The 24,111-nt window shown below is 38.5% G+C and carries 19 protein-coding genes; 12 read left to right on the plus strand and 7 right to left on the minus strand.

Annotated elements, in window-relative coordinates:
- Nucleotide 1: 1 nt before the first annotated feature.
- Nucleotides 2-1,396 (plus strand): glycosyltransferase family 39 protein, encoded by a 1,395-nt coding sequence (locus tag H6607_04040; protein ID MCB9261522.1) that lies wholly within the window; start codon nucleotides 2-4, stop codon nucleotides 1,394-1,396.
- Here H6607_04040 and H6607_04045 read toward each other — a convergent pair whose 3' ends face one another.
- Nucleotides 1,397-1,951 carry a hypothetical protein gene (locus H6607_04045; protein MCB9261523.1) on the minus strand — a complete coding sequence of 185 codons (555 nt, stop codon included), beginning with the start codon at nucleotides 1,949-1,951 and terminating at the stop codon, nucleotides 1,397-1,399.
- Between the two features lie 101 nt (nucleotides 1,952-2,052).
- On the opposite strand from H6607_04045, the gene H6607_04050 reads away from it, so the two are divergent.
- The 5 genes from H6607_04050 to H6607_04070 all read left to right on the plus strand — a co-directional run bounded on the left by H6607_04050 (nucleotide 2,053) and on the right by H6607_04070 (nucleotide 12,211).
- Nucleotides 2,053-4,248, plus strand: coding sequence for a bifunctional (p)ppGpp synthetase/guanosine-3',5'-bis(diphosphate) 3'-pyrophosphohydrolase (locus tag H6607_04050; protein MCB9261524.1), 2,196 nt, complete (start codon nucleotides 2,053-2,055; stop codon nucleotides 4,246-4,248).
- Between the two features lie 94 nt (nucleotides 4,249-4,342).
- Nucleotides 4,343-4,831 carry a transcriptional repressor gene (locus H6607_04055; protein MCB9261525.1) on the plus strand — a complete coding sequence of 163 codons (489 nt, stop codon included), beginning with the start codon at nucleotides 4,343-4,345 and terminating at the stop codon, nucleotides 4,829-4,831.
- A gap of 24 nt (nucleotides 4,832-4,855) precedes the next feature.
- Nucleotides 4,856-6,139, plus strand: coding sequence for an adenylosuccinate synthase (locus tag H6607_04060; GenBank protein ID MCB9261526.1), 1,284 nt, complete (start codon nucleotides 4,856-4,858; stop codon nucleotides 6,137-6,139).
- Between the two features lie 485 nt (nucleotides 6,140-6,624).
- Entirely contained in the window at nucleotides 6,625-8,496 is a 1,872-nt protein-coding gene (locus H6607_04065) for a T9SS type A sorting domain-containing protein (protein ID MCB9261527.1), read from the plus strand.
- A 64-nt stretch (nucleotides 8,497-8,560) separates the two neighbouring features.
- Nucleotides 8,561-12,211, plus strand: coding sequence for a T9SS type A sorting domain-containing protein (locus H6607_04070; GenBank protein MCB9261528.1), 3,651 nt, complete (start codon nucleotides 8,561-8,563; stop codon nucleotides 12,209-12,211).
- A gap of 3 nt (nucleotides 12,212-12,214) precedes the next feature.
- Here the strand turns inward: H6607_04070 and H6607_04075 are convergent, their stop codons facing one another.
- Entirely contained in the window at nucleotides 12,215-12,862 is a 648-nt protein-coding gene (locus tag H6607_04075) for an outer membrane beta-barrel protein (protein ID MCB9261529.1), read from the minus strand.
- Nucleotides 12,863-12,905: 43 nt separating this feature from the next.
- Nucleotides 12,906-15,302 (minus strand): TonB-dependent receptor, encoded by a 2,397-nt coding sequence (locus tag H6607_04080; GenBank protein MCB9261530.1) that lies wholly within the window; start codon nucleotides 15,300-15,302, stop codon nucleotides 12,906-12,908.
- Nucleotides 15,303-15,413: 111 nt separating this feature from the next.
- Between H6607_04080 and H6607_04085 the strand changes: the two genes are divergently transcribed.
- The 5 genes from H6607_04085 to H6607_04105 all read left to right on the plus strand — a co-directional run bounded on the left by H6607_04085 (nucleotide 15,414) and on the right by H6607_04105 (nucleotide 19,445).
- Nucleotides 15,414-15,605 carry a hypothetical protein gene (locus H6607_04085; GenBank protein ID MCB9261531.1) on the plus strand — a complete coding sequence of 64 codons (192 nt, stop codon included), beginning with the start codon at nucleotides 15,414-15,416 and terminating at the stop codon, nucleotides 15,603-15,605.
- Nucleotides 15,606-15,695: 90 nt separating this feature from the next.
- A complete protein-coding gene (locus tag H6607_04090; GenBank protein ID MCB9261532.1) occupies nucleotides 15,696-16,490 on the plus strand; it encodes a TIGR00266 family protein in 795 nt (264 codons plus the stop codon).
- Nucleotides 16,491-16,591: 101 nt separating this feature from the next.
- Nucleotides 16,592-18,256: a S8 family serine peptidase gene (locus H6607_04095; GenBank protein ID MCB9261533.1), complete on the plus strand. Its 1,665-nt coding sequence runs from the start codon at nucleotides 16,592-16,594 to the stop codon at nucleotides 18,254-18,256.
- Between the two features lie 2 nt (nucleotides 18,257-18,258).
- The gene (locus H6607_04100; GenBank protein ID MCB9261534.1) at nucleotides 18,259-18,948 is read left to right on the plus strand and encodes a hypothetical protein; all 690 of its coding nucleotides are present in this window, start codon (nucleotides 18,259-18,261) and stop codon (nucleotides 18,946-18,948) included.
- Nucleotides 18,949-19,064: 116 nt separating this feature from the next.
- Nucleotides 19,065-19,445: a hypothetical protein gene (locus H6607_04105; protein MCB9261535.1), complete on the plus strand. Its 381-nt coding sequence runs from the start codon at nucleotides 19,065-19,067 to the stop codon at nucleotides 19,443-19,445.
- 286 nt (nucleotides 19,446-19,731) lie between these two features.
- Here the strand turns inward: H6607_04105 and H6607_04110 are convergent, their stop codons facing one another.
- Genes H6607_04110 through H6607_04125 form a run of 4 tightly spaced genes read right to left on the minus strand, consistent with a single transcriptional unit; the run spans nucleotide 19,732 to nucleotide 23,249 of the window.
- The gene (locus H6607_04110; protein ID MCB9261536.1) at nucleotides 19,732-21,465 is read right to left on the minus strand and encodes a 1-deoxy-D-xylulose-5-phosphate synthase; all 1,734 of its coding nucleotides are present in this window, start codon (nucleotides 21,463-21,465) and stop codon (nucleotides 19,732-19,734) included.
- Between the two features lie 20 nt (nucleotides 21,466-21,485).
- Complete coding sequence (locus H6607_04115) at nucleotides 21,486-21,926, minus strand: GNAT family N-acetyltransferase (GenBank protein ID MCB9261537.1); 441 nt, start codon at nucleotides 21,924-21,926, stop codon at nucleotides 21,486-21,488.
- Nucleotides 21,916-22,761, minus strand: a complete 846-nt coding sequence (locus H6607_04120; GenBank protein MCB9261538.1) for an MBL fold metallo-hydrolase — start codon at nucleotides 22,759-22,761, stop codon at nucleotides 21,916-21,918. The genes H6607_04115 and H6607_04120 overlap by 11 nt, the downstream gene beginning before the upstream one ends.
- On the minus strand, nucleotides 22,761-23,249 hold the full coding sequence (locus H6607_04125) for a T9SS type A sorting domain-containing protein (protein ID MCB9261539.1): 489 nt from the start codon (nucleotides 23,247-23,249) through the stop codon (nucleotides 22,761-22,763). Before H6607_04125 ends, H6607_04120 begins: the two co-directional genes overlap by 1 nt.
- 92 nt (nucleotides 23,250-23,341) lie before the next feature.
- Here H6607_04125 and H6607_04130 point away from each other — a divergent pair, with 92 nt between their 5' ends.
- Nucleotides 23,342-23,893, plus strand: a complete 552-nt coding sequence (locus H6607_04130; GenBank protein ID MCB9261540.1) for a hypothetical protein — start codon at nucleotides 23,342-23,344, stop codon at nucleotides 23,891-23,893.
- Nucleotides 23,894-24,111: the final 218 nt, after the last annotated feature.

A 24,111-nucleotide genomic window follows, 5' to 3' on the forward strand; every position in this document is an offset into this window, starting at 1 on the left:
TTTGAGTCAAAATTCTTTCTTTAGAAAAAAAATTACATGGATTTTAATTGCCTATGGGCTGTTTCAAATAGCTTTCATAACCTACCCTCCGTTGGATGCCGCACACAATTGGCGACAAACCGTTACCGCCATGATTGCTCGAAACATGGTGCAGCAAAACGGATCGTTGCTCTACCCGGAGGTTGACTATTTGGAAAACGGTAATGGAATAATTGCCACAGAATTTCCTTTTATGCAGGGTTGCATTTCGGTTTGCATCAAATTGTTCGGTTTTCAACATTGGTATGGCCGATTAGTTAATCTTATTGCTGTAATGACGGCATACTTGGCACTCTATTTTCTGATTAAAAGATACAGTTCCGAAAGTATGGCCGTTTACTCCGTTTTGGGATTAATGTTTTCGCTTTGGTTTGTTTTTGGCAGAGATATTATGCCCGATACCTTTTCTGTTTCCTTGGTTATCGTTTCTCTGTGGTTCTTTTCAGAATATATGGAAAAGGGAAATTATTGGAGTTTGTTTATTGGTAGCGTTCTGCTTTCATTGGGTGTGCTGTCAAAAATTCCGGCATTGGTACCGGTGGCTTCGTTGCTGTTTTTTTTATTGGGCAATTACCCAATTCAAAAAAAAGTACTCCTCTGTTTTGCAGTTATTTTATCCTTGATGCCGGTTTACTGGTGGTATTTTAAGTGGGTTCCGCATCTTATTAGTCTCAACCAAAAACCACTTTTTTTTCCAAGAAGTTTGCGAGAGGGTTTTTTTGAAATCATGGAATATAAGAGTGCCGTGATTGAACAATTTACATTTCACACCTTTTTTGCGTTTTCCGGGTTTATATTAGCCGTTGGCGGAGTTGTTTTGTTGATAAAAAAACATCTAAAAATAGAGTTGTTGGTTTTAGTGGCATTGAGTTTTACAATGATTTTGTTCATATTTAAAACCGGAAATGTTTTTCCAAGACATAGTTATTACATGGTTCCGTTTGCACCCGTCATGGCCGTGCTTTTGGGATATTTGTTGCACAATATACCTCATAAATGGGCAATAGGCTTGCTTGCGGTTTTCATAATTGAATCGGTGGCCAACCAACATCATGATTTTCTTAGAAGGCCAACGAGAGAGTATCTATTAAACTTGGAAGAAATGGCAAATGGTTTTTCGGACAGGAATATGAAAATTGTATGCAATGGTGGTGAAAATCCGCAGTTGATTTATTTTATCAATAGGAGAGGGTGGTCGGTTGAAACATCAACAATAACCAATAAAAGTTTGAAAAATTGGATGGATAAAGATGCTCAATTTTTATTTATTGATAAAACTAAAGGTGTGGTTGAAGAAACCATTTTATTTCCCAAAATTATTTCAACCAAAGAGGTGGATGTTTATAGGCTCAAATAATCAAGCCTTAGTTTCCGATACATGATCGAAAAATTTAGTCAATCTTGTTGTTTGCTCCTCAGAGTATGGCAATTCTTTCAGAGACATCAACAATTCGCCCCTATTTGCTCTAAAAGAAATAAGCTGCAATTTGTGCAGAGCCAGCAATTGTTCGGGGGTTGTCAAGTAGCATTTTTTTCGGCTTATCCAATAAGTCTCCCCTTCAACCTCCGCTTTTTTTAAGTTTAGAAAAAATGCTATAATCCTATTGGCAAAGCTATCTTTCAATATATTTAAAGTGATAGTTTTGTCAATGGTTGCTGCCACATTAAAAATGTTTGTGTAAATAAGGTCTTCTTTTGTGCTTTTTTTAGGTATTAATTCCCGAATGGCAAAAACTCTTAAAAACCCTATCAAATTTGGTAAGTCGGCCTGAAATTGCAGTTCAATATCGTTATATTTTCCTTTAATAATTCCTGAATTTTTGGCAATAAGAACAGACCAATGATTGGCGGCAACTTCGTTTTCATAATAACCCAAATTTCCTTTTTTACTTTGGTCGGGAGTAATTGGCATAAATTATATATCTATGTATGTCAGTGGACAAAGCTATGAAAAATTCCCATTTTGATACAATCATTTTACCCACTTTGAAATGTATTTTTGAAAACTGAAAGATGGCAAGACTTAGCGAAGAAGAAGAAAAAAGAGAAATCCTCAACAGATACAGAGGATTGCTTAGGGTTTCAAAAGACAGCAGAAACGAAGGTGATGGTAAAATAATCAGACGAGCGTTTGAAATGGCTGTTGATGCCCATAAAGATATGCGTCGCAAATCGGGCGAGCCATACATCTATCATCCTATTGCAGTTGCCCGCATTGCCGCCGAAGAATTGGGTTTAGGAACCACCTCTATTGTATGTGCATTGCTGCATGATGTGGTGGAAGATACAGACATAACCCTCGAAGAAATTTCCAAAAAATTTGGAAAAAAAGTAGCCCATATTATCGACGGCCTCACTAAAATGAGTGGCTATTTTGGCCAATCAAACTCGCCGCAGGCCGAAAATTTTAGACGGATGCTGCTAACACTAAGTGATGATGTGAGGGTAATTTTGATAAAACTATGCGACCGACTGCACAACATGCGAACCCTCGAGCACATGTCGCAAAAAGGCCAGCTAAAAATTGCTTCAGAAACAAAATATCTATATGCCCCTCTTGCACATAGGTTGGGCTTATACACTATAAAAACTGAGCTTGAAGATTTATCGTTAAAATATATGGAACCTGAAGTTTTTCAGGACATAAAGCGGAAACTCAGTGCATCAAAAGAGCAAAGAAATAGGTTTATCCGCAACTTTATTAAACCACTAAAATCAGAGCTTGAAAACTCCGGTTTAGAGTTTGAAATAAAGGGGAGGTCAAAATCTATTTCATCTATTTTGGACAAAATGCAAAAGCAGAAAATAGACTTTGAACAAGTTTATGACCTGTTTGCCATTCGCATAATTGCAAAATCTGAACATGACCGCGAAAAAAGCGATTGCTGGAATGTCTATTCAATAGTTACCAGCATATACCGACCAAATCCGGAGCGGCTTCGCGACTGGATTTCTTCACCAAGAAGCAATGGTTATGAATCATTGCATACCACCGTAATGGGCCCCGGAGGAAAATGGGTGGAGGTGCAAATAAGAACCGAGCGAATGGATGACATTGCCGAAAAGGGATATGCAGCCCATTGGCGATATAAACAAGGCAATCACTCGGATGCCTCTGGCTTGGATGATTGGCTATCTCGTGTGCGTGAAATTTTGGAAAACCCTCAAGACAATGCCATCGACTTTTTGGATGATTTTAAACTGAATTTGTTCAGCGAAGAAATCTTTGTGTTTACTCCAAAGGGGGATATAGTAAGACTTCCATATAACGCCACGGCACTTGATTTTGCATTCGAAATTCATACTGATTTAGGTGCCAAATGTATAGGTGCAAAGGTGAACGGAAAACTTGTTCCGCTGAGTCACAAATTAATGCGTGGCGACCAAGTTGAGGTTATTTCATCAGCCAAACAAAAGCCCTCAAAAGATTGGCTTGATTTTGTGGTATCGGGCAAAGCAAAAGGTAAAATACGCCATGTTTTAAAAGAAGAAAAACGCAGAAAAGCTGCCGACGGAAAGGAAATTTTGGCTCGAAAATTCAGGAATTGGAAATTGCAACTCAATGCCGAAAATATGCGAATTCTTTGCCACTATTTTGGAATTATTAGTGAGGCCGATTTTTATGTTTTGGTGGCTGATGATAAAATGCCTCAGGCCGAGGTTAGTTACAAGCAGTTACTCTCAGACCACAAAGAATCGAAAGATACCCATAAAAAGAGTGAACGACCAGCCGAAACAACAAAGAAAAATACCGAACTTGTTATTGGTGATGACATTGACGTGCCTTTTGATTATTCGTTTGCAAAGTGCTGCAACCCTATTCCCGGAGATGAGGTTATGGGGTTTGTTACCGTTGGTGAAGGCATAAAGGTGCACAGAACCAACTGTAACAATGCCATAAAACTCATGTCGAATTATGGGTATAGAATTATACCTGCACATTGGGCCGATTCTTCGGTTAAAAATAAAATATTTACGGCCGGTTTGCAGATTATTGGTATTGACGAAGTTGGATTGGTTGGAAAAATAACAGACGTTGTTTCAAAGCAGAACAAGGTAAATATGCAATCGGTATCCTTTAAGGCCACCGATGGAACTTTTGTCGGAAATTTGGTGTTGGAGGTAAATGGCAAACAACATCTGGAAAAACTAATTGAGCAGCTAAAAGAAGTTGACCACCACATTGAGGTGGTTCGCACGGAGTTGTAGTGTAGAGCAAATATGGACAACTATCATGTATTTGTTTAAATGTTATACAACCCAATAGTCTAACTTTGCGTTTTGCTATTCATTCAAAAGAAAAATGAGCGAACAAAAAAGAAATATTCGGGAAGAGGTCAAAGATATTTTCACCAAATATTTGGAAGAAAAAGGACAACGCAAAACGCCCGAGCGATATGCCATTTTGGATGAAATTTATAGCAAAAAGCACCACTTTGATGTAGAAACACTCTACATACAAATGAAAAATAGAAATTATCAGGTTAGTCGAGCCACGGTGTATAATACGCTTGATTTGTTGTTGGAATGTGGGCTTGTGGTAAAACATCAGTTTGGGCAAAACATGGCACAATTTGAGCAAGCCTTTGGCTACCGTCAGCACGACCACATGATTTGTACGGTGTGCGGCAAAGTGTCCGAATTTTGTGACCCCCGAATTCAACAAACCTCCAGCACTATGGGCGATTTGTTGAACTTTGAGGTTACCCAACATTCGCTCAACCTTTACGGAAAACCAAAGCTGGATGAAAATGGATTATGCCTGAATTGCGATAATCAGGTTTCGTTTTAGAAAAAATTTAAACAGAAAGAAAACATGGCTGAAAAGGGATTTGTTGATATTGTTTTGGGCTTGCAGTGGGGAGACGAAGGCAAAGGCAAAATTGCCGATTTTTTGACACCAAACTACGATGTGGTTGCCCGTTTTCAGGGTGGGCCGAATGCCGGACATAGTCTCGAAATAAACAGCAAAAAACATGTGCTTAACACCATACCAAGTGGTATCTTTCACGAAAACTGCATAAATCTTATTGGCAATGGTGTGGTGGTAGATCCGGTGCGGTTGATGGAAGAAATAAAACGAACCGAAGCAGCAGGAGCCAACGTTAAGAAAAACCTATACATAAGCCGCAAAGCCAATTTAATTTTGCCTACACACAAATTGGTTGATGCTGCATCAGAACAATCAAAAGGCGATGCCAAAATTGGTTCAACCTTGCGGGGCATTGGCCCAACCTATCGCGATAAATATGACCGAAGTGGCCTGCGATTGGGCGATATTTTCTTAGAAGATTTTAACGACCGATATACCAAACTTTCGCAAAAACATCTTTGGCAAATAGAAAAACTTGGTTTGGCAGATTATGATTTGCCTGGCTTGGAAAAAGAGTTTTTTGCATCCTTAGAAGAGTTGAAAAATTACCAATTTGTTGACAGCGAATATTTTGCCAACGAATTGCTAAATAATGGTAAAAAAATATTGGCAGAAGGTGCACAAGGCTCCATGCTTGATGTGGATTTTGGCTCTTATCCGTTTGTAACTTCGTCCAACACCATTTCGGGCGGCATGTCTGTTGGGCTGGGCATTGCCCCCAAATATATTCGTTCTGTAAAAGGTATTTTTAAAGCCTATTGCACACGGGTGGGAAGTGGACCGTTTCCGTCGGAGTTGCACAATATCATGGGCGAAGAACTACGAAAAAAAGGCTTTGAATTTGGAGCAACCACTGGGCGACCTCGGCGTTGTGGATGGCTTGATTTGGTGGCCTTGAAATATGCGGTGATGCTCAGTGGTGTAGATGAGCTAATTATGATGAAATCGGATGTGCTGAGTGGTTTTGAAGAGGTAAAAGTAGGAGTGGGGTACAAAGACAAAAGCGGCAACACCACGCATCAAATTCCGTTTGATTTTATTCAAGCCGATTTGGAATCGGTATATGAAAGTCATGCAGGATGGTCGGAAGATTTGACCGCCGTTAGGTCAGAGGCTGAGTTTCCACAAACATTTGCCAACTACATTCATTGGCTCGAAAACCAAATAGGAACGAAAATAAAAATCATCTCTTTGGGTCCGGATAGAGTTCAAACAGTGGTGAGGTAGAGGGGCATTATTCCGGATACTTAACTTCAAATTTGGTGTCATCGGTCTGATTTCCATGAATCAAAGAGTTTCAAAATGGGACAATTTAATCATTTGAACTGGCCCATTTTGGGTTTAAACAATCGGCTGAACTTAGTATGGTGTATGGTTTGGAACAAAGTTCAACAGGTTCCTACGAAATTGACAGCTTGATAAGAAACCAAAACCAAATCCAGCTCCGTAGGAGCCGTATCTTAATAGACTTATTAAACCAAGACAATTGCAACTCCGTAGTAGTGAAATATCGCCTCGTTTCAAAGCATGTCGCCCCTACGGGACTATGATTCGTTTGTGTTGTTAGGTTATTATGATATCGCCCCTATGGGGCTACGATCTGATTGCGTCGTTTTGTTATTATGATGTTGCCCCGCTGGGGCTTGAAAATGGAATATTAAAAACTTGCAACGCCCGCCCTCAAAACAAAAAAATGCCCTATTTTTGACCACATGAAGGGAGTTTTTACATACTTGTTAATTCTGGTTTTCTCGGTAGGTTTTTCGCAGAATGTGGACTTTAAACACCAACCGAATATCGCCTCGCAAAAAATAAAAACCATTCGGTTGGCAGATGTTGAAACTCCAAAAGCTCTGCTCGAAAATATTGCGGAAGAATACCCCAAACCATCCGTAAACTATGAGACGGTAAAAAAAATGTTAGACCAAAACCGCAAGAGAAGGTTTTCTCATTCATTCAATAAATACGATAAAAACTCTGAAGAAATTGAACCAGCGGTTTTAACTGACTTTGATGGACTTCCGGTTGGCTCATCAGGTATTCCATGCGATAACTCAATGGCTATTTCTAATGCCGGAATTGTTATGAGTGCCATCAATTCGTCTGTTACTATTTTAGATTCTACCGGAAAGTTGCTCAAGTTTACTACGCTCAAAAATATTGTTGACGGGCAACTTCCAAACTTGGATAGAACGTATGACCCCAAAGTGAGTTATGACCCCATTGCCGACCGATTTATTTTGGTATTTTTACAAGGAAGTGCCAGTAAGGATACCCGCATAATCACTGGTTTTAGCGAAACAAACGACCCGCTTGGAATTTGGAATTTTTATGCCATTGATGGAAACCCTTTTTTGGGCAAAACTTGGAGCGACTATCCAATTATTGGCCAAAGCAAAGAAGATTTGTTTATTACGGTCAATATTTTGAAAGACAGCACAAGTTGGCAAGAGGGCTTTCAACAGTCGGTTATTTGGCAGGTAAACAAACAATCCGGCTATGATGGACTCGATTCTATTTATCAAGACTTGTGGTATGATTTGAAGTACAACAATCGGTCGCTTTGGAGTATCTGCGTGGTTCAGGGTGGTAGCGATTTTACATCGCCAAACATGCACTTTTTAACGGTTCGGCCCGGGGATGCAGCCAATGATACAGTATTTATCCACGAAATCACTAATTCGCAACAATCAAACATATCAGAATACAAATTGAAAGTGCTTCAAACCAATAAAAAATATGGAGTGCCACCTTCGGCATTTCAGCCCAATACCGAAAATCTGTTACAAACCAACGATGCTCGTGTATTATCGGCTATTTCCGAAAGTGGCTACATTCAATTTGTGCAAAGTACTATGATTCCCGAAACAGGTGTGCCGGGTCTTATGCACAGTTTTTTAAATTTAGAAAATGGCCAAATTGAGTCTGAATATATTACCCATGACACACTCGAATTTGCCTATCCGTCTATTGCCTATGCAGGAAGTCTTGAAAATCCGCACGCCTCAGTTATTACTTTTTCGCACACTTCTGAGTTCGACTTTTGCGGAACTTCGGCCATTTTTCATAATCGAGTTGCTGGAAACGAAGCATTATTTAGTCCAATTGTGGTTATAAAACAAGGCGATATTGCGGTGGACAGACTTACAGATAGTTTGGAGAGATGGGGCGATTATACCGGCATTCAAACCAGATACAATCAACCGGGAGTGGTTTGGATGAGTGGTTCGTATGGCAAAAAATTGGGAACAAATATCCGAGGATTTAACAGTGCCTGGATAGGGGCTGTAAAAGTGGATAACCAATTAAACACAATTTCTTCATCCACCGATTTGTTGGTTTATCCGAACCCTGTTTTGCAGTCGGCCACATTTCAGTTTATGGCTTTAAGTGCAGAGAAAATGACCTTTGATTTGTATGATGCCATGGGCAAACATGTGGATGTTTTGTTAGAGCAAGAAGTAAAAATAGGCATCAACCAATTTACCTTTGATACAGCACATCTAACCGCCGGAGCTTATTTTGTATATGTCCTAAATAGCCAAAACAAGAAAGTCTTTTCACAGAAAATTTTGGTGTTGTAAAATACTGCGTGCAACTTTTTTAATTTTTCAGCCGTCTCTAATCAAACAAAAGTTGATTGAACGTATGAAAAAAATTTTAAACTTAGTTTTCCTTACCTTTTCTATTTGTACTCAAAACGATATTGCTGCACAAGATTGCCGTGTTATGTTTTGGCCAACCACCGAAAATATCATTGGTTGTGATTCTACCTTGTTGACTTTTCAAATTTACCCTTCGGGACTGGAATTGTCGGATATTCAACAATACGTTTGGGATTTTGGGAATGGCGACAGCATAGTTGGCAGTTCAGCTGATTCCCGTTTTTGGTATGGGGCTGAAAACAACCATGTGATTCATTTTGTAAAACATAAACCGGGTAAATTTAGACCTTCTCTAAGTATTGCAACAAAAAGTGGTTGTGCTTATACTTATGTTTCTTTTTATGAATTTGAGAATATTGTAATTGATGGAAAAATAGTTAATGTGCCAAACAAAAACATTGCTGACTCTGCAGGCTGGCTTAGCCTCTCGTTTGACAAACCTTTGAGTCAAGATTGCCAATATCGATGGAATTTTGGGGATGCTTATTCACTCGATAATATAGATTCTACAAACAGAGCCAATCTGATGCACAAATACAAATCTACCGGCCCCAAAAAAGTGTTGTTGGATGTGTCAAAGGCACAGTGTTTTAAGCAATATACCGACACATTTTTAGTTTTAGGGCCTGTGGCAAAGCTGAGTATTGAACAAAACAAATATCAATACGGTGGGGGGCAAAGGGCTTATTTTTTGGATAAATCCATTTTTTACCAAAACGACTATTTAACAGAAGATGAGGATTCTATTAACTTAATTAATGGACGAAAAGCCTATGTATTTAAAAACGAATCTGGAGTTTTTGAGGCCGCCACATCCTCCCAACACTTAAAAAATAGAACCAATGATGGCCGGGTGCATCGGCTGTGGTATTTTAACGATGATTATTCCGAGCAATGCACCACTTCTACGGCAAAAAATAAAAACGTGGGTAAAAATTGTAATTTTAGTGAGGACTTAGATGCCACGCACATGTACCCCGATTGGGACAGCATTTATGTTACCGATTTCTATGCAAAGAATTTCGCCTTTGAGAAAATTTCGGTGTTCAACGGAAATTGTCAAATTACGATGGTGGACACCAATCAGCTTGTTGAACATAAAAGTTGGTTTCAGCAAAATATTCGCCACGATTTTTATCCTGAGTTATTGCTTTTAGATACTGTTTCAAAACGAATTTCAAAAGATACAGGACATATTTTTTCTCAATCCATCCAAAACGGATATTTACAATTATTAAGCCCCGTTGCCTATCAGCTGCCAGACGAACTCGTTTTTAATTTTAGCTTAAATACAGGCGGACAATCTTATTTTGCTGTTTGTCAAGATTCTAATATTTCCAACAATTTTTTTGACTTTAGAAACAAAAATATTTGCCGTTTTTTTGAAAATAACGGCTCATTGCCCTTTGATGTTGATTTAGTTGAAACCACAGATCGATTTTCTTTAAAATATTCCTTTTCGGATTATAAAAATCATTCATCTCCGCTCAAAATTCCGGTTACGGTGGGTATTATTATTGGCATGGGTCAATTGGATTCTATGGGAATTCCGGCAGTTTTGGATACGTTCTGGTATCATAACTTTTTTGAAATTAGTTTTTTTGATTTCGATGTTTACCCTGTGGGTGGCAAAAATAACTCAAACTACTATTGCAAAAAGGACGACGTATTCTTAAAACTAACGAATCAGAATCACAGTAAACAGATAGAAGAGTTAACTTGGAAATTTGTAATAAATGAATCGGAGCTTTTGCAAACCGAAAAATTTTATTACAACCAACCCTATTTGGGACCCAAAATGGGTAGAAACGACAGTGCAGTGGCCTACAACGGCGAAAATTGGCTTTGCAATTTTGTGGATAGAACCATCCAGACGGACATTGATGGCGAGGTTTTTCGTGATACCATAGTTACCTCCATTATCAAAGATTTTTACTATACATTTCAAATTAACCCCCAAATTAATCTAACCCAAAATATTGAATTGAAACAATTGTATAACATCGTAAAGACTAACGATTTTGAATCTTACAATGGCATTTTCAACTGCATCGATACCACTTTGTCAAACCTAATATCAGCAGAATTAAAAACCTACGAAAACCACGACCCACTTGTTTTTACAGCAGGGAACAAACGATACCGATATACCGATGAAACCAAGAGTAAATCAATTGAAGTGGCCGAAATATTGCATTTTCGCGATTCAAGTATTGCAGGATACGATAGTCTGTTTGACGGAAATTCGACTATGGCCAATCTATGGAAACCTGATTTAACCTTTGCTCACAGGGAATTTAAAAACCGAAATTGGGACACCGTTCATGACCGTAGCAATTCTATAATTTATTCCACTTTTATTTTGAAAGATAAAAATCAGCACTATCGGGTATTTCAGGATACCATAGTGACAGGATTTATCAATTCCTATCGAATCATTGATAATGTTATTTGTTCTGGCTCCGAAATGTTTGTGTTTGATTCGATAAGATATTTTCAAAATTCCAGCATTACTTTTCCAGATGATTATCCAGCTGACCCAAGAAAATTTTGGGATGATGGTCGGCGATATGTTTCAAACAAAGAGATAAAACTGGTTGATTGGGGCGAAACAGATACTTTGGAGTTTCAACGAAACTTGAGAATGTTTCATACCTATAATGAACCCGGTATTTATATGATTACAACCGTGGCCATAGACTCTTTAGGCTGCATGGATACAGCGGTGATGAAGATAGAAGTTATAGGCCTAGATAGTAGTGATTTTGAATTAAAAGACAGTCTTGTAGGAGAAAATTGTGCTCATTTTCTAACACTAAAAGGCAAAAGTAAAATTATACAAACCGATAATTTTGATAGCCTAACACGCCCAGTTTGGGAAATTAAATATGATAATCATACTCAATTTAAAGATACAGCTGAGATTCTAAACAAAGTATTTGTAATGAATGGTGAGTATGAAATTTTGATGACCCCACGGTCATTAAAATATGGATGTAATGTAGAGAACATATCGAAAAAAGTAAAATTAGAGGGTATTAATCCTCAATTTCAACCTGCGGATAATAGGGTTAGTATCTTTGATAGTTTCTACATGGACATTCATGAAAATCTTGAAATTATCTGTTATAATTTTGGACTTTCAAACGCAGATACTTCCAAATTCTTTTGGGATGATGGAACTTTTGATTTCGTTGAGGAACATGATTTAATAACAAAAAAATACACAGACACTGGGGTTTATCATCCGTATTTAGAGACAAAATATCAATTGGATGGGAGAACATGCCGCCGGGTTTATCCAGATTCTTCGTTGCCACTAAGTGAAAGAATTGAAGCAACAGTGGTGATTACGAAAAATTTGAATGTCGATGTAGTTGAAAATAGAAACATGAACATTTATCCAAATCCGGCCAGTGAGTCGTATGTTTATGTAAAATTAAGTGGGGTTAATTCATCGAAAATAACCACCATTAAATTGCTTGATATTTCGGGTAAAGAAATAAAATTAAACGATACAGTGGAAGAGGCAGAGCGTATCAAAATGAATATATCTGACTTAAAATCAGGCATATATGTGCTTTTGATTTCTGCTGGCGGCGAAGTCTTTCGACAAAAAATAACTATTTTGTAATCCCTACCTCGGTGTAACGAAATTGAGTCCCAAAGTAACTTGCACTGTATTGTTACGTTGGTCAAACTTAAATTCTTGACCTTTAATTGTTACCGAATCTCCAAGTTTGCCGAGGCTGGTTTCGTATTTGCAGTCGATGTTTATTTTGCCAATGTTAAAACCAAAACCGAGTTGCCAAGCCCAAGACCCTCCATTAAGAACCGTTTTGAACTCTTTGAACAAAAACTCGTTGGTGCCCACGTTGTTTTCGAGCATTTTAGTATAGACAGGACCCGTCAACAATCTAAAACGTTTTATGGGTGCATACCCAAATAGCAATGGAATATCGAATCGATTTTGTTTCAACGTTAAAATACTGTCGTAATTTGGGCTGCTCAGTTTCATTTTAGTTTTGTAGTTGCTGGCCAAAACCTCGGGCTGAAACACAACTTTTGAAACTTTAAATCGGGTAAAAATTCCCCACGGAACCGCCACATCGGCTTCATGCGTAGCATAGTTAAAATCAACACCACCCTGACTAAAGGTTTCATTAATAATTGATTCTCCGTAGTTGGCTCCAACTTTTACACCAAAAGCATTAAAGGTTTGTGAAAAAACGGAAGTTGAATACAGGGAAACCAAGAGAATTAAAGCACTTTTTATTATTTTCATAACACAATTTTAACGGACATTCACACAATTAAATTTTACCAAATCAAAATACGGAATAAACAGAAAGTACCAAGTTTCTGCCCGGAGCTGTTATGCCAGAGCTGTATGGCCTATATCTTTTATTCATTATATTTTCTAAACCAATGTTGGCTTTTAATGATTTATTAATTTTGAAAGAAGTCTTTAGGTTGAGTGTGCACCATGCCGGTGCATAAGGATTTCCGTTTGCATCTCTTGCATACAAATAGGCTTTTCCTTGTTCGGTGGGTGCCAGTTTCTCAAAGGCGAGTTCGGTGTTATAATTTGCATAAGCCGAAATCATAATTTTATTCTTTTTGTAGTTTAAAGAGGTGTTCCCGAAGTTTGGTGTAACGTGCCTAATGGACATGTTGTCTGAGGTTTTGCCACTTATATAGTTGAAGTTTGATTTCAACTCAAAAAAAGAATTAATACTCCACTGTATCTGGGTTTCGATGCCATGTATAAAACCTCTACTGGAGTTTACCAACGATTGTGTGCGAAGCATGGAGCCATTAAACAGAAGACTATCAACACCGTTCAAACTAAAATCATCACGGACAATTAAGTTGTCAACTAAGGTGTAGTATCCGTTTATCATCCATTGCACTTTTCCGCCCAAATTGGTAAACAAACCCATTTCATAATTGTATGAATATTCGGGTTTTAGGTTGGGGTTGGGTATGGTTACCCTATTTGGTTGATTGTCAAATATTTTGCCCATGTCGTCAATGTTCGGGGCTTTAAAACCGGAGGCAATGTTGGCAAAAACATAGGTGGAGGCATTTGCCAAAAATCGCACTCCCAAACTGCCGCTAAATGCAGATTTTTTTAGCCGAATTTCACTAAACGGAAATGAATAAAACGTATCGGTAAAAGGTGCATACAAATTTATATAAGAATATCTGATGCCCGCAGAAGCCATCATTTTTGAAGAGAGTTTGGTTTTGGCCGAAGCATAGCCAGCCATTGTTTGCAGCGTGCTGCTGTTTGGATAACGGCTTACATTGGCCGACATATAACCAGAATCGATTGACGAGATACTCCCGAATGATTGAACAAAGTTGGAAACGGATTCAATGCCGTATATCAAATCGGTTTTTCCTTTCTTTTTGTCAAAGTCAATATTTGCCGAATACACCCGTACTTTCTCCACATTTTCGTAAATTATTTTGCTCTGAAAAGCCCGCTCAACGCGGCTTTCTCCAAAATTTTGAAAAGCAAGTGTGGCTACCATTCGGTCGGCCAGTTTCTTTTTATCAAAAAGAAGTGTGTGGCGGGCATTTAGCTGAGTCCATTTTTGAGGACCATAGTGCCAGTCGCCATATTTTGGAAGTCCTTTGCTTTGTTGGGTCAATCGGTCATATCTCGGCACGTCAGAACTGGTGGTATGTCCAAAATGCACAATCAAATCATTTCTTTTGTTGAATTTGTATCTGAATTTTTGGTTAAAATTAAACTGACTGTATCCGGTAAATAACTGAACATTAGGGTCTTCGTTTTTAATGATTGTATCGTTCAGGCCGGTATATTCCGTATAGATGGGTCTTGTGTATTCTTTTGGGCCATTGGCTCCCATTTTTAGCTCACCAAAGTTGTATATAGAAATGCTTGTAATGCCGGCAAAATTTGTCTTTCCGTAGCCCATATCTACGTGCCAGCTATTTTCTTTATTGGCCGATTGGGTTCTAAGCATCACATTACCATTGTAGTGCGATATGCTATCCAATCTCGGATTTTTGGTTTCAAAAACCATAACACCGCCCATGGCATCGCTGCCGTATAGCACAGAGCCAGGGCCAAACAATACCTCAGTGCTTTGCACGAAATTTGGATCTAAATTAATGATATTTTGTAAGTTTCCATCTCTAAAAATGGCATTGTTCATTCGCACACCATCCACCACAATTAATACATTATTTGCTGCAAAGCCTCTAAACATGGGGCTTCCACCGCCCATTTGCGATTTTTGGATAAAAATTTGATTACTCAATCCAACCAAATCGGCAGAGGTTTGAGGGTTTAGAAACTGAACATTTTTTGAAGAAATTTTTATTTGTCGATTGGTCTGATTCTTCTGTCCTTCAAAATCAGGATTATGTCGCACAAAAGAGGTAGAAAGAAAATGGTTATTGCTTTCCAACATAATTCTGAAACGTTGTTTTTTGAGCTGGTCAAGTCCCCATGAAATTTGTCTGTAAGATACATGCGAAACCAAAACCGAATCAATAATGTTCAATTTTGGCAATGTAACAATGCCAAACTCATCCGTAAAAAATATAGAAAATTCATGAGCTTCTTTGTTGTATATCTTTACCATAGCGTTTTCAATGGCCTCATCAAACTCATCCACTACAGTAATGGTTTGGGCATTAGCAATCATGCCTGCCAAAACAAAAAAACATCCTATAAATATTTTCAACTTCAAACCAACGTCATGCAATAGGGCAAATGTAAAAATCTTTGATTTTAGATGCAGTATTACTTTTGCCAATATTACATCAGTTTATACATAATTCTTAAATTTGCTTGCATGACTTTAAAATATCTCAAATTGCTCGCTGTCTTTTTTTTGATTGCCGTAGGGGTGTCGATGCCCGGATGTAAAAAACGAAAAGCAGAGTGTCCTGCCTATGGAAGTGGCGATAATCCGGATGACTTTAAAAAATCAAAAACCAAAAGCGGATTGTTCGGAAAAAAGGATCCCAAAATGCGAAGCAGATAATTTTGATGGATGTTTTTTATCAACTTGTCGTTTAGCCAAAAAGTATCAATTTTTTTTTGTGCAATTTGCAGACCTAATATCAATTGAAATATGAACGCACACGAAGTTGATTTTGAAATTTTTGGTGAAGAAATGCAATTTGTGGAGGTAGAGTTGGACCCACAAGAAGCAGTGGTGGCCGAACCCGGGAGTTTTATGTATATGCCCAATGGCATAACCATGGAGACCATTTTTGGTGATGGTTCTAAACAACATGACTCTTTTTTCGATAAAATTTTGAATGCAGGAAAAAGAGTTTTGACTGGCGAAAAATTGTTTATGACCGTTTTTACTAATGCCGATACCCAAAAAAAGAGGGTGGCATTTGCCAGCCCGTATCCAGGCAAAATTATTCCATTAGATCTTGAAGAATTGGGGGGTAAAATAATTTGCCAAAAGGATGCTTTCTTATGTGCCGCCAAAGGTGTTTCGGTTGGTATTGAATTTCAGAAAAAACTTGGCACCGGTTTTTTTGGTGGAGAGGGCTTTATTATGCAAAAATTAGAGGGCGATGGTTTGGCCTTTGTACACGCCGGAGGCAATATTGTAAAAAGAGAGCTTAGAGTAGGGGAGGTGTTGAAAATTGATACCGGATGCATAGTAGCTTTTACTCAGAATATTGAATATGACATACAATTTGTGGGTGGAATTAAGAACACGCTTTTTGGCGGAGAGGGCGTTTTTTATGCAGTCCTTACAGGGCCTGGAAGTGTTTGGATTCAAAGTTTACCCTTTAGCCGATTGGCCGGAAGAGTAATTACTGCCGGAAGTGGGCTGCCCGGAACAAGAAAAGGGGAGGGAAGTATTCTCGGTCATTTTGGCGATTTATTTGACGGAGACAGGTAAGATATTCATAACAGCTAATAAGGCTGATGCCACATGCAAAAAGCAGTTTGACAACGGAGAAGAAAAAGTATATCAAGTTATACTTCAACAAAAAAAGATAAATGAAAAAAACAATTGTATTTACCATCCTGATAGCATTAGGGTTTTTGGCTCAGGCACAGGATAAAGTTTGGGTTTTTTTTAAAGATAAAGATACCGCCAATTTTAATCCATACACTTTTTTTGATTCAAAAGCCATTGAGCGAAGAATGTTGAATGGGATAAACCTGTATGACTACACTGATGTGCCTGTTAATGAGGCTTATATTTCTCAGATTATTGAAATAACGCAAAACAACCGAGCGGTGAGCCGATGGTTTAATGCCGTTTGCTGTTTAGCCACTCCAGAGCAACAAAAAGAGCTATTGAAGTTACCTTTTGTTAGCAGCGTTCGCATTGTTTCATCCGAGATACAGAAATACTTTGCTGGCATGGAGCAAACTGATGATGAAGGCAATTTTACTCCAACCGATGATGAAATAGACTTTTTGAAAGCCCAAATTAAACGGATGAATGGCGAAACGTTTAGCAATAACAAAATTGATGGAAGCGGGGTTCGGGTGGCCATTTTTGATGTTGGATTCAAATCATACAAAACCAATCCGGCTTTTGAACACATCAGAGCTGAAAATAGGATAATTGCCACCTACGATTTTGCCAAAAACAAAGAAAATGTTGATTGTGGCGGCACACACGGATGTTTTGTAATGAGTTGTGTTGGTGGTAAAATTAACGGTCAAATTATGGGTTTAGCCACCGGTGCCCAATATTTGCTTGCCCGCACAGAAACTCGCACCGAGTTTTATGCCGAAGAAGAGAACTGGCTCGAAGCTGCCGAGTGGGCCGACAAAAATGGGGCAGACATAATTAACAGTTCGCTGGGATATACGATTCACCGATATTTTGTGGAAGATATGGATGGTACACATAGTTTGGTGGCAAAAGCCGCCAACATGGCTGCCAGCAAAGGAATTATTGTGGTAAATTCTGCCGGAAACGAGGGTAGCAACGATTGGAAAAGAATCGGAACACCAGCTGATGCAGACAGTGTTTTGAGCATAGGGGGTATTAACCCCAAAACGGGTATTCATACCAGTTTTAGCTCTTTTGGACCCACCTGGGATAAACGAATGAAACCAAACGTGACAGCCTATGGCCACGTAATCGGCAGTGGGCCAAAAGGAATTTCTGAAACGCAGGGAACCAGTTTTAGTGGGCCGTTGGTGGCGGGTTTTGTGGCGTGTGCCAAACAAATAAGAATGGGTTATAAGTCGATGGATTTATTTCATGAAATTGAAAAATCAGCCGATTTGTATCCCTATTTTGACTACGCCCACGGTTATGGCGTGCCACAGGCCAAATATTTCATCATCCCTTTTCCGCAAGAACCCTCTCCAAGTTTTGAAATTGTCGTTAAAAGTAAAACGATAGAAATAATGCTCACTGACACCACATCCATTGACGAAGAAACCCTAAAATGGGAAGGTCGTTATGTAAAATGTCCGGATTATTTGTTTTATCATATCCAAAACGATAAAGGATATCTGGATAAATATTTTGTAATCGACCCCTTTGGTAGCCTGTTTTCGGATAAATATTTGAGCGTAGAGGATGAAGACCTTACCCAAACCCTTAGCCCATTAAAAATTAAAAAAACGGATTATGCCCGACCGTTTACACTTCGGGTTTTTTATAGAGGATATTTTAAAGAAATAGTGATAAAATAAAAATGAAAAGATTAATAATATTGGCAGTTGCCGTGGCTTCTTTTTTTTGTGCGAATGCTCAAAGCATTATGCTAAAGCAGGATGTAAACGAAGATACCGTGGTTAGCAATTTCGGGAGGAACAGAAAGCATTTTTATGCCGGAAACGTTGGTTTTGCGTCTATCATTGGCAACACCGACAATGATTCATTTTCTTTAAAAAACGCTGCAAGTTGGCAATTCAACGCCGGGGTATATTACAAATATCGGGTGTCTCAGCCCTATAGCCTCGTGTTTCGGCTTGATTATGTATTTGATAAATACAAGTTTAAAACCGACAGCAGCAATGTAAAATATGCCAATTTGGTGATGCAAACCGCCCGATTGGAGTTTGCCAACAGATTTAATTATGGAAGAAGAGGCAACTATCTTGGCCGTTATTTGGAGATAGGCATTTCGGCAGATTATGCCTATCGAAATCGTTTTTTTACCAAAACTACTGCACCCGACAACAGCAATTATACCTCCGAAAAAAGCATTTTATACGGTCTTAAATACATCGAACCATTCAACTATTCGGCTCATGCCCGATTGGGCTTTAATAAGTTTGTCTTAACCGCCGATTACCGCCTAAGCGACAATACGAATAATTTGGTAAACTATAATTTACCACCTTTGGCAGTGGGTGTTTTGCTTGATTTGGGTGGGTTTTAGTAGTAGGGGAATGGTAGTTTTTGTTAACAACAAGAACTTCAGTTTGTATGAGTAGCAATTCGATTGAAATGCAGTATTGTAAAACGAATTTTGTAACTTTGGCCTTTGTTATAAATGTGAAAAAAATATTTTTAACCATCCCTTGTTTAATCTTTTTGATAAGTAATTCGATAGTTGCAAACTCAAAAGTTGATAAATGCCCTAATAGACTCAACAAAAAAGGAGAGAAGAAGGGTACTTGGGTTACATTGGATCCAAGTACAAATGCCAAAACAATTGAACATTTCCGCAATGGAAAACATTTTGGGAAATATCTCCAATTCTCAAATTCCGGAAATCTTTTAAAAAAAGGACGGTATTGGAATGATAAGAAATATGGAAGGTGGGTTACATACACCGTAATGGGTAGCAAGGTAGCTTCGGCATTTTTCATTAGAAACAAATGTATTACATACACCTATGTTAATTTTGATTGGGAGATTAAGAATATGCTTTAAAAGAGGGAGGGGTTTACATTTGTAATTTCTTTAGATATCGAATTAGGTCAATCAGAAAACTTCCGTTTGAAAATGGAATAAATTGGGATTTGGAATGCCAGTTACATTGATTTTTGATGAGAATTAGGGAATCTTAATTTCTCCTGTTTATTTCCAAAAAACGAATTTTTCTAAAAAGTACTGGATACCATTTAGCAATGTGTTGCACTTAATAATTGAATCTACACATTTGGGGAGAAAGCGATTGCAGGAAAACACATAATTCAAGGAAAATACTTTTAATTTCTCAATGGTTCTTTTTTATTAACCTAACAATCGACTCTGTATCCAAGCCAAACTCCGTAAACAGTTCTTCTCTTGTGGCGTGTTCAATTACCTGATTCGGAAAACCGAGAGTTATAATTTTTCCGTAGTAATTTTTTTGAGCTGCATATTCCGATATTGCTGAGCCAAAACCACCGGAAACCACGCCATCTTCAATAGTAACAAGGGTTTTGTATTGATTGAAAACAGAATCCAATATATTGAAATTTAACGGCTTTAGCCACCGCATGTTTATTAAACCAACTTTGATACCTTCTGAATTTAATTTTTCTAAGGCTGCTTTGCATTGTTGCAACATCGTGCCAATGCTCAAAATGCAGGTTGTTTTTCCGACATTGATTATTTCTGGCTTTTGAAGGCTTATTTCTGGTTTACTCTTCCAACCTAAAACAGAACCTCCGCCTTTTGGATACCGAATGGCAATGGGCTTTTTCAATTCTACCGCCAACTGCATGGCATCTCGCAATTCTACCTCATCGGCAGGGCAAAAAATGGAAATATTGGGCAAACACCGCAAATAAGCCAAATCATACAGTCCGTGGTGTGTTGCACCATCTTCGCCCACAGCACCTGCACGGTCGAGACAAAAAATGACTGGAAGATTTTGAAGGCAAACATCATGTATTACTTGGTCGTAGGCTCGTTGCAAAAAAGTGCTATAAATATTACAAAACGGAATCATGCCGTTGGCAGCCAATCCGGCGGCAAACGTAACTGCATGCTGTTCTGCAATGCCCACATCAAAGGTACGTTCTGGCAATTTTTCCATCATTATTTTCATGGAACAACCCGTTGGCATGGCCGGAGTAATGCCGACAATTTTATCATTTTGCAAGGCCAGGTTTAGCAAGGTTTCTCCAAAAACATCCTGAAACTTGTCAAACTTTTCATCGGCTTCAGCCTCATCAATTTTTACATATTTCACCGCATGAAACTTGGTTTGTTCGGCCTCGGCAGGGGCATGGCCTTTTCCTTTGATGGTTTTAATATGCCAAATTTTTGGAGTTTCTATTGTGAGGATATTTTTTAGAGTGTTTGCCAAATCTACTACATCATGCCCATTTTGTGTGAATTGATAATGGAAACCAAGCTCAGTAAAAAAATTGTTTTTTGTGTTGATGTTGTTTAAATATTGATTCAAAGCCCCGGCATTTGGGTCAATGCCCATTTGGTTGTCGTTTATAATAATTAAAATATTGGTGTTGCTTTCGGCTGCGTTGTTTAAGGCTTCCCAAGCCATTCCGCCTGTTAAGCTGCCATCGCCAATTACGGCCACATGTTCGCGTTTTATTTTGTGCAGATTATCGGCTATGGCCATGCCCAAAATGGCACTGATAGAGGTGCTGGAGTGTCCGGTACCAAAGGTGTCAAACGCACTTTCCGACATTTTTGGAAAACCACTGATGCCCTCCTTTTTGCGGATGTTTTTCAGCTCATTTTTTCGTCCGGTCAGTGCTTTATGCAAATAGGCCTGATGGCCAACATCCCAAATTAACTGGTCGGTTGGAGTGTTTAAAACATAATGCAAAGCCACAGTCAACTCCACCGTGCCGAGGTTGGCACTAAAATGACCACCGTTTTCAAGAATAGTTTCTATCAAAAATGTGCGTTGATTTTGGCAATATTCCTGCAAATCCTCCAAACGCAACTTTCGAAGGTGGGCGAGGGTTTTGGGTATAATAGCCGATGTTTTCAAGCAAGTGCAAAGGAAGTTATTTATAGAGATTTTTCCATTTTAAAATGTGGAATGCCTACTTCCATGAATTGTTCGCTAACAATGTGGTAACCTTGTGATAAATAAAATTCTACGGCCACTTTTCGGGCATTCAGTTCGATGGTTTTAAAACCAATTGCTTTGGCAAATTCTTCCGAAAATAAAACCATTTTTTTGCCTACTCCTTGGTTCTGAAAGTTAGGTTTTACCGCCACTTGCCGCATTTTAACCAAATCGGTTGATAGCACTTTTAGCAATAAAATACCCACTAAAGTTTCTCCATTAGTGGCACCAATATGGTATTGATTTTTATCGTCTTCAATGTCTAACAAACTGATAGAAAAGCCGAGTGGTTTTCTTAGAACTTCATCACGCAAAGCCACCGACTCGATGTATTGTTCGGAGTCAAATTCAATTAAACCAACCGAAATTTTATTTGGCAAAATCCGACAAATCAAAAATATCCTGAGCCTTGTATTTTCCGTTTTCAAAACAAATCGTTGCACACTCATTATTTAAGTCATGCTCAAAAAAAAGTGTGTAGTTGTTGGCCACGGCCTCTTTTAAAAAGGCTTCGGTTTCTTGCATTCGCACCACAGGATGTATATCGTAAGACATACAGTAATGGGGCGGAATATGAGCCGCCGATGGAATCATATCTGCTGCAAAAACAATTGTTTTGCCATTGAAATTTATTTTTGGACAAATCATTTTTTCGGTATGGCCATCGGCCAATATCACCGAAACATTTTCTGAAATTTTCAAATCATCGCCCACAAATTTTAACTGTCCACTTTCTTGAATGGGCATAATGTTTTCGGTCAAAAAAGAGGCTTTTTCGCGTGGGTTGGGGTGTATCGCCGAATTCCAATGGTCGGTATGACTCCAAAATGTAGCGTTTTTAAAAGCGGGTTCAAGATGGGTTTTTCCGCTATTCCATTTTATGCTCCCCCCACAATGGTCGAAATGCAAATGAGTAAGCACTACATCCGTGATGTCATCAAAATCAACCCCAGCGGCATGTAACGATTTTTTTAGACTATTATCGCCGTTGAGGTAGTAATGGCCGAAAAATTTTTCGCTCTGCTTGTCGCCTAACCCATTGTCAATCAATATCAAGCGGTTTCCGTCTTCTACCAACAAACAACGCATGGCCCAGTTGCACAAATTATTTTCATCGGCGGGGTTCAGTTTGTTCCAAATTACCTTTGGAATTACGCCAAACATTGCACCACCATCAAGCTTAAAATTACCCGTATGTATTGATTCAAGTCTCATTAATAACTAATTTTCATATACCGTTGAATATCCACCACATCGCCGGAAATAATAAAAACAAAGTACAAACCTTCGTGATAGGAAGTGGTGTCGAAACTAAATTTTCGGGAGTCGATGGCCAGATGATTTTGCGTGAGAACCAATTTTCCATAAGCGTCTCGAACCTGAATTGTGAGAGGACTTTTTGTGTAAAATTGCACATACAGATCAAAAAAATCGGAAGTCAAATTTGGGTAAATGCTCGAAAACATAAATTCTTCCTGACAAACTCCATCATACAAAATGCTTTGCACGCCATAGTTTCTAAATGCCTCACATTGATTTCGATACGTTTGATGATTGCACCCGCAAACTGGGGTAAAACTTGGTTCGTTGCATTGGTAATACTGGTTTATTTGGTTTGAATCAACGCATACATTTTGCAATTGTGCATTGCTTTGCAAAAACAAAAATTGAAAAAACAGCAAAACCGACAATCTCCAAACCATTGGCCAAAAATAATTGAAAGTTTTGGCTTTGTTGTTTGTTTGCTGCACCCGTTTTAAATTTCAGTGCATAGATTTGTATTAAAAAGTTGTCGATGTCTATATATGTAACCTACCCCAAAGAATTAGAAAAAGAAGTGATGATAGTGATGGCCAAATATCCCGAGCTACAGCAAACTTTTATCCACTTTAAATGGGGGAAAATTGCGGCAAAATCATTTATGCTGGCACAGCCTCAGGTTGCATCGCTGCTTAGACACCGCTCAAAAAGAGAATATCAAATAATCATGAAAGAGCGATTTTTTACGCACAACAAAATGATGGAAAACGGGCGAGTGCCAAGCGAAGTAATTGTAGGTTGGTTGGCTCATGAATTGGGACATATTTTGGATTACAAAGACCGCTCAAGCTGGAATTTGGCTTGGTTTGGAGTGAAATATTATTTTTTAACAAGTTTTTTGAAAAAGGCAGAAATAACTGCCGACCACAACGCTGTAAAACATGGATTTATCGATGAAATTGTGGTGTCGAAAGAATTTGGCCGCAACCCAAAATACTTTCCAAAGGACTACATCGCGAAGCTAAATAGACTTTATCCAAGTGTAAAAACTGTAAAAGAGTGGGCAAAAAATTTGATTGGAGGTTAGCAACGATGGTTGGTTTTAGGTTTTAATTTAGTTTACCAAATTTTCCCCCATTGGGGTATCAAAAATGTTTTCAAATTTCAACTACGGCTCAAAAACAACCACCAAGGCCGGTGCAGCAATGCAAAGGCGAATATGCCCAACACAGTAAGTGCAACTTCTTCAATTTTGAGTAAAATTTTCATGACACAAAAATAATTTTAAGTTGAAGCAACGCATTA

It is taken from the genome of Flavobacteriales bacterium (assembly GCA_020635395.1).
In the GTDB taxonomy this organism is placed as follows: Bacteria; Bacteroidota; Bacteroidia; order NS11-12g; family UBA9320; genus UBA987.

Bases quoted from the DNA above. Each gene is read 5' to 3' on its own strand.
- H6607_04045 (MCB9261523.1), bottom strand. From the start codon at position 1,951: ATGCCAATTACTCCCGACCAAAGTAAAAAAGGAAATTTGGGTTATTAT.
- H6607_04050 (MCB9261524.1), top strand. From the start codon at position 2,053: ATGGCAAGACTTAGCGAAGAAGAAGAAAAAAGAGAAATCCTCAACAGA.
- H6607_04055 (MCB9261525.1), top strand. From the start codon at position 4,343: ATGAGCGAACAAAAAAGAAATATTCGGGAAGAGGTCAAAGATATTTTC.
- H6607_04060 (MCB9261526.1), top strand. From the start codon at position 4,856: ATGGCTGAAAAGGGATTTGTTGATATTGTTTTGGGCTTGCAGTGGGGA.
- H6607_04065 (MCB9261527.1), top strand. From the start codon at position 6,625: ATGAAGGGAGTTTTTACATACTTGTTAATTCTGGTTTTCTCGGTAGGT.
- H6607_04070 (MCB9261528.1), top strand. From the start codon at position 8,561: ATGAAAAAAATTTTAAACTTAGTTTTCCTTACCTTTTCTATTTGTACT.
- H6607_04075 (MCB9261529.1), bottom strand. From the start codon at position 12,862: ATGAAAATAATAAAAAGTGCTTTAATTCTCTTGGTTTCCCTGTATTCA.
- H6607_04085 (MCB9261531.1), top strand. From the start codon at position 15,414: ATGACTTTAAAATATCTCAAATTGCTCGCTGTCTTTTTTTTGATTGCC.
- H6607_04090 (MCB9261532.1), top strand. From the start codon at position 15,696: ATGAACGCACACGAAGTTGATTTTGAAATTTTTGGTGAAGAAATGCAA.
- H6607_04095 (MCB9261533.1), top strand. From the start codon at position 16,592: ATGAAAAAAACAATTGTATTTACCATCCTGATAGCATTAGGGTTTTTG.
- H6607_04100 (MCB9261534.1), top strand. From the start codon at position 18,259: ATGAAAAGATTAATAATATTGGCAGTTGCCGTGGCTTCTTTTTTTTGT.
- H6607_04120 (MCB9261538.1), bottom strand. From the start codon at position 22,761: ATGAGACTTGAATCAATACATACGGGTAATTTTAAGCTTGATGGTGGT.
- H6607_04125 (MCB9261539.1), bottom strand. From the start codon at position 23,249: ATGGTTTGGAGATTGTCGGTTTTGCTGTTTTTTCAATTTTTGTTTTTG.
- H6607_04130 (MCB9261540.1), top strand. From the start codon at position 23,342: ATGTCTATATATGTAACCTACCCCAAAGAATTAGAAAAAGAAGTGATG.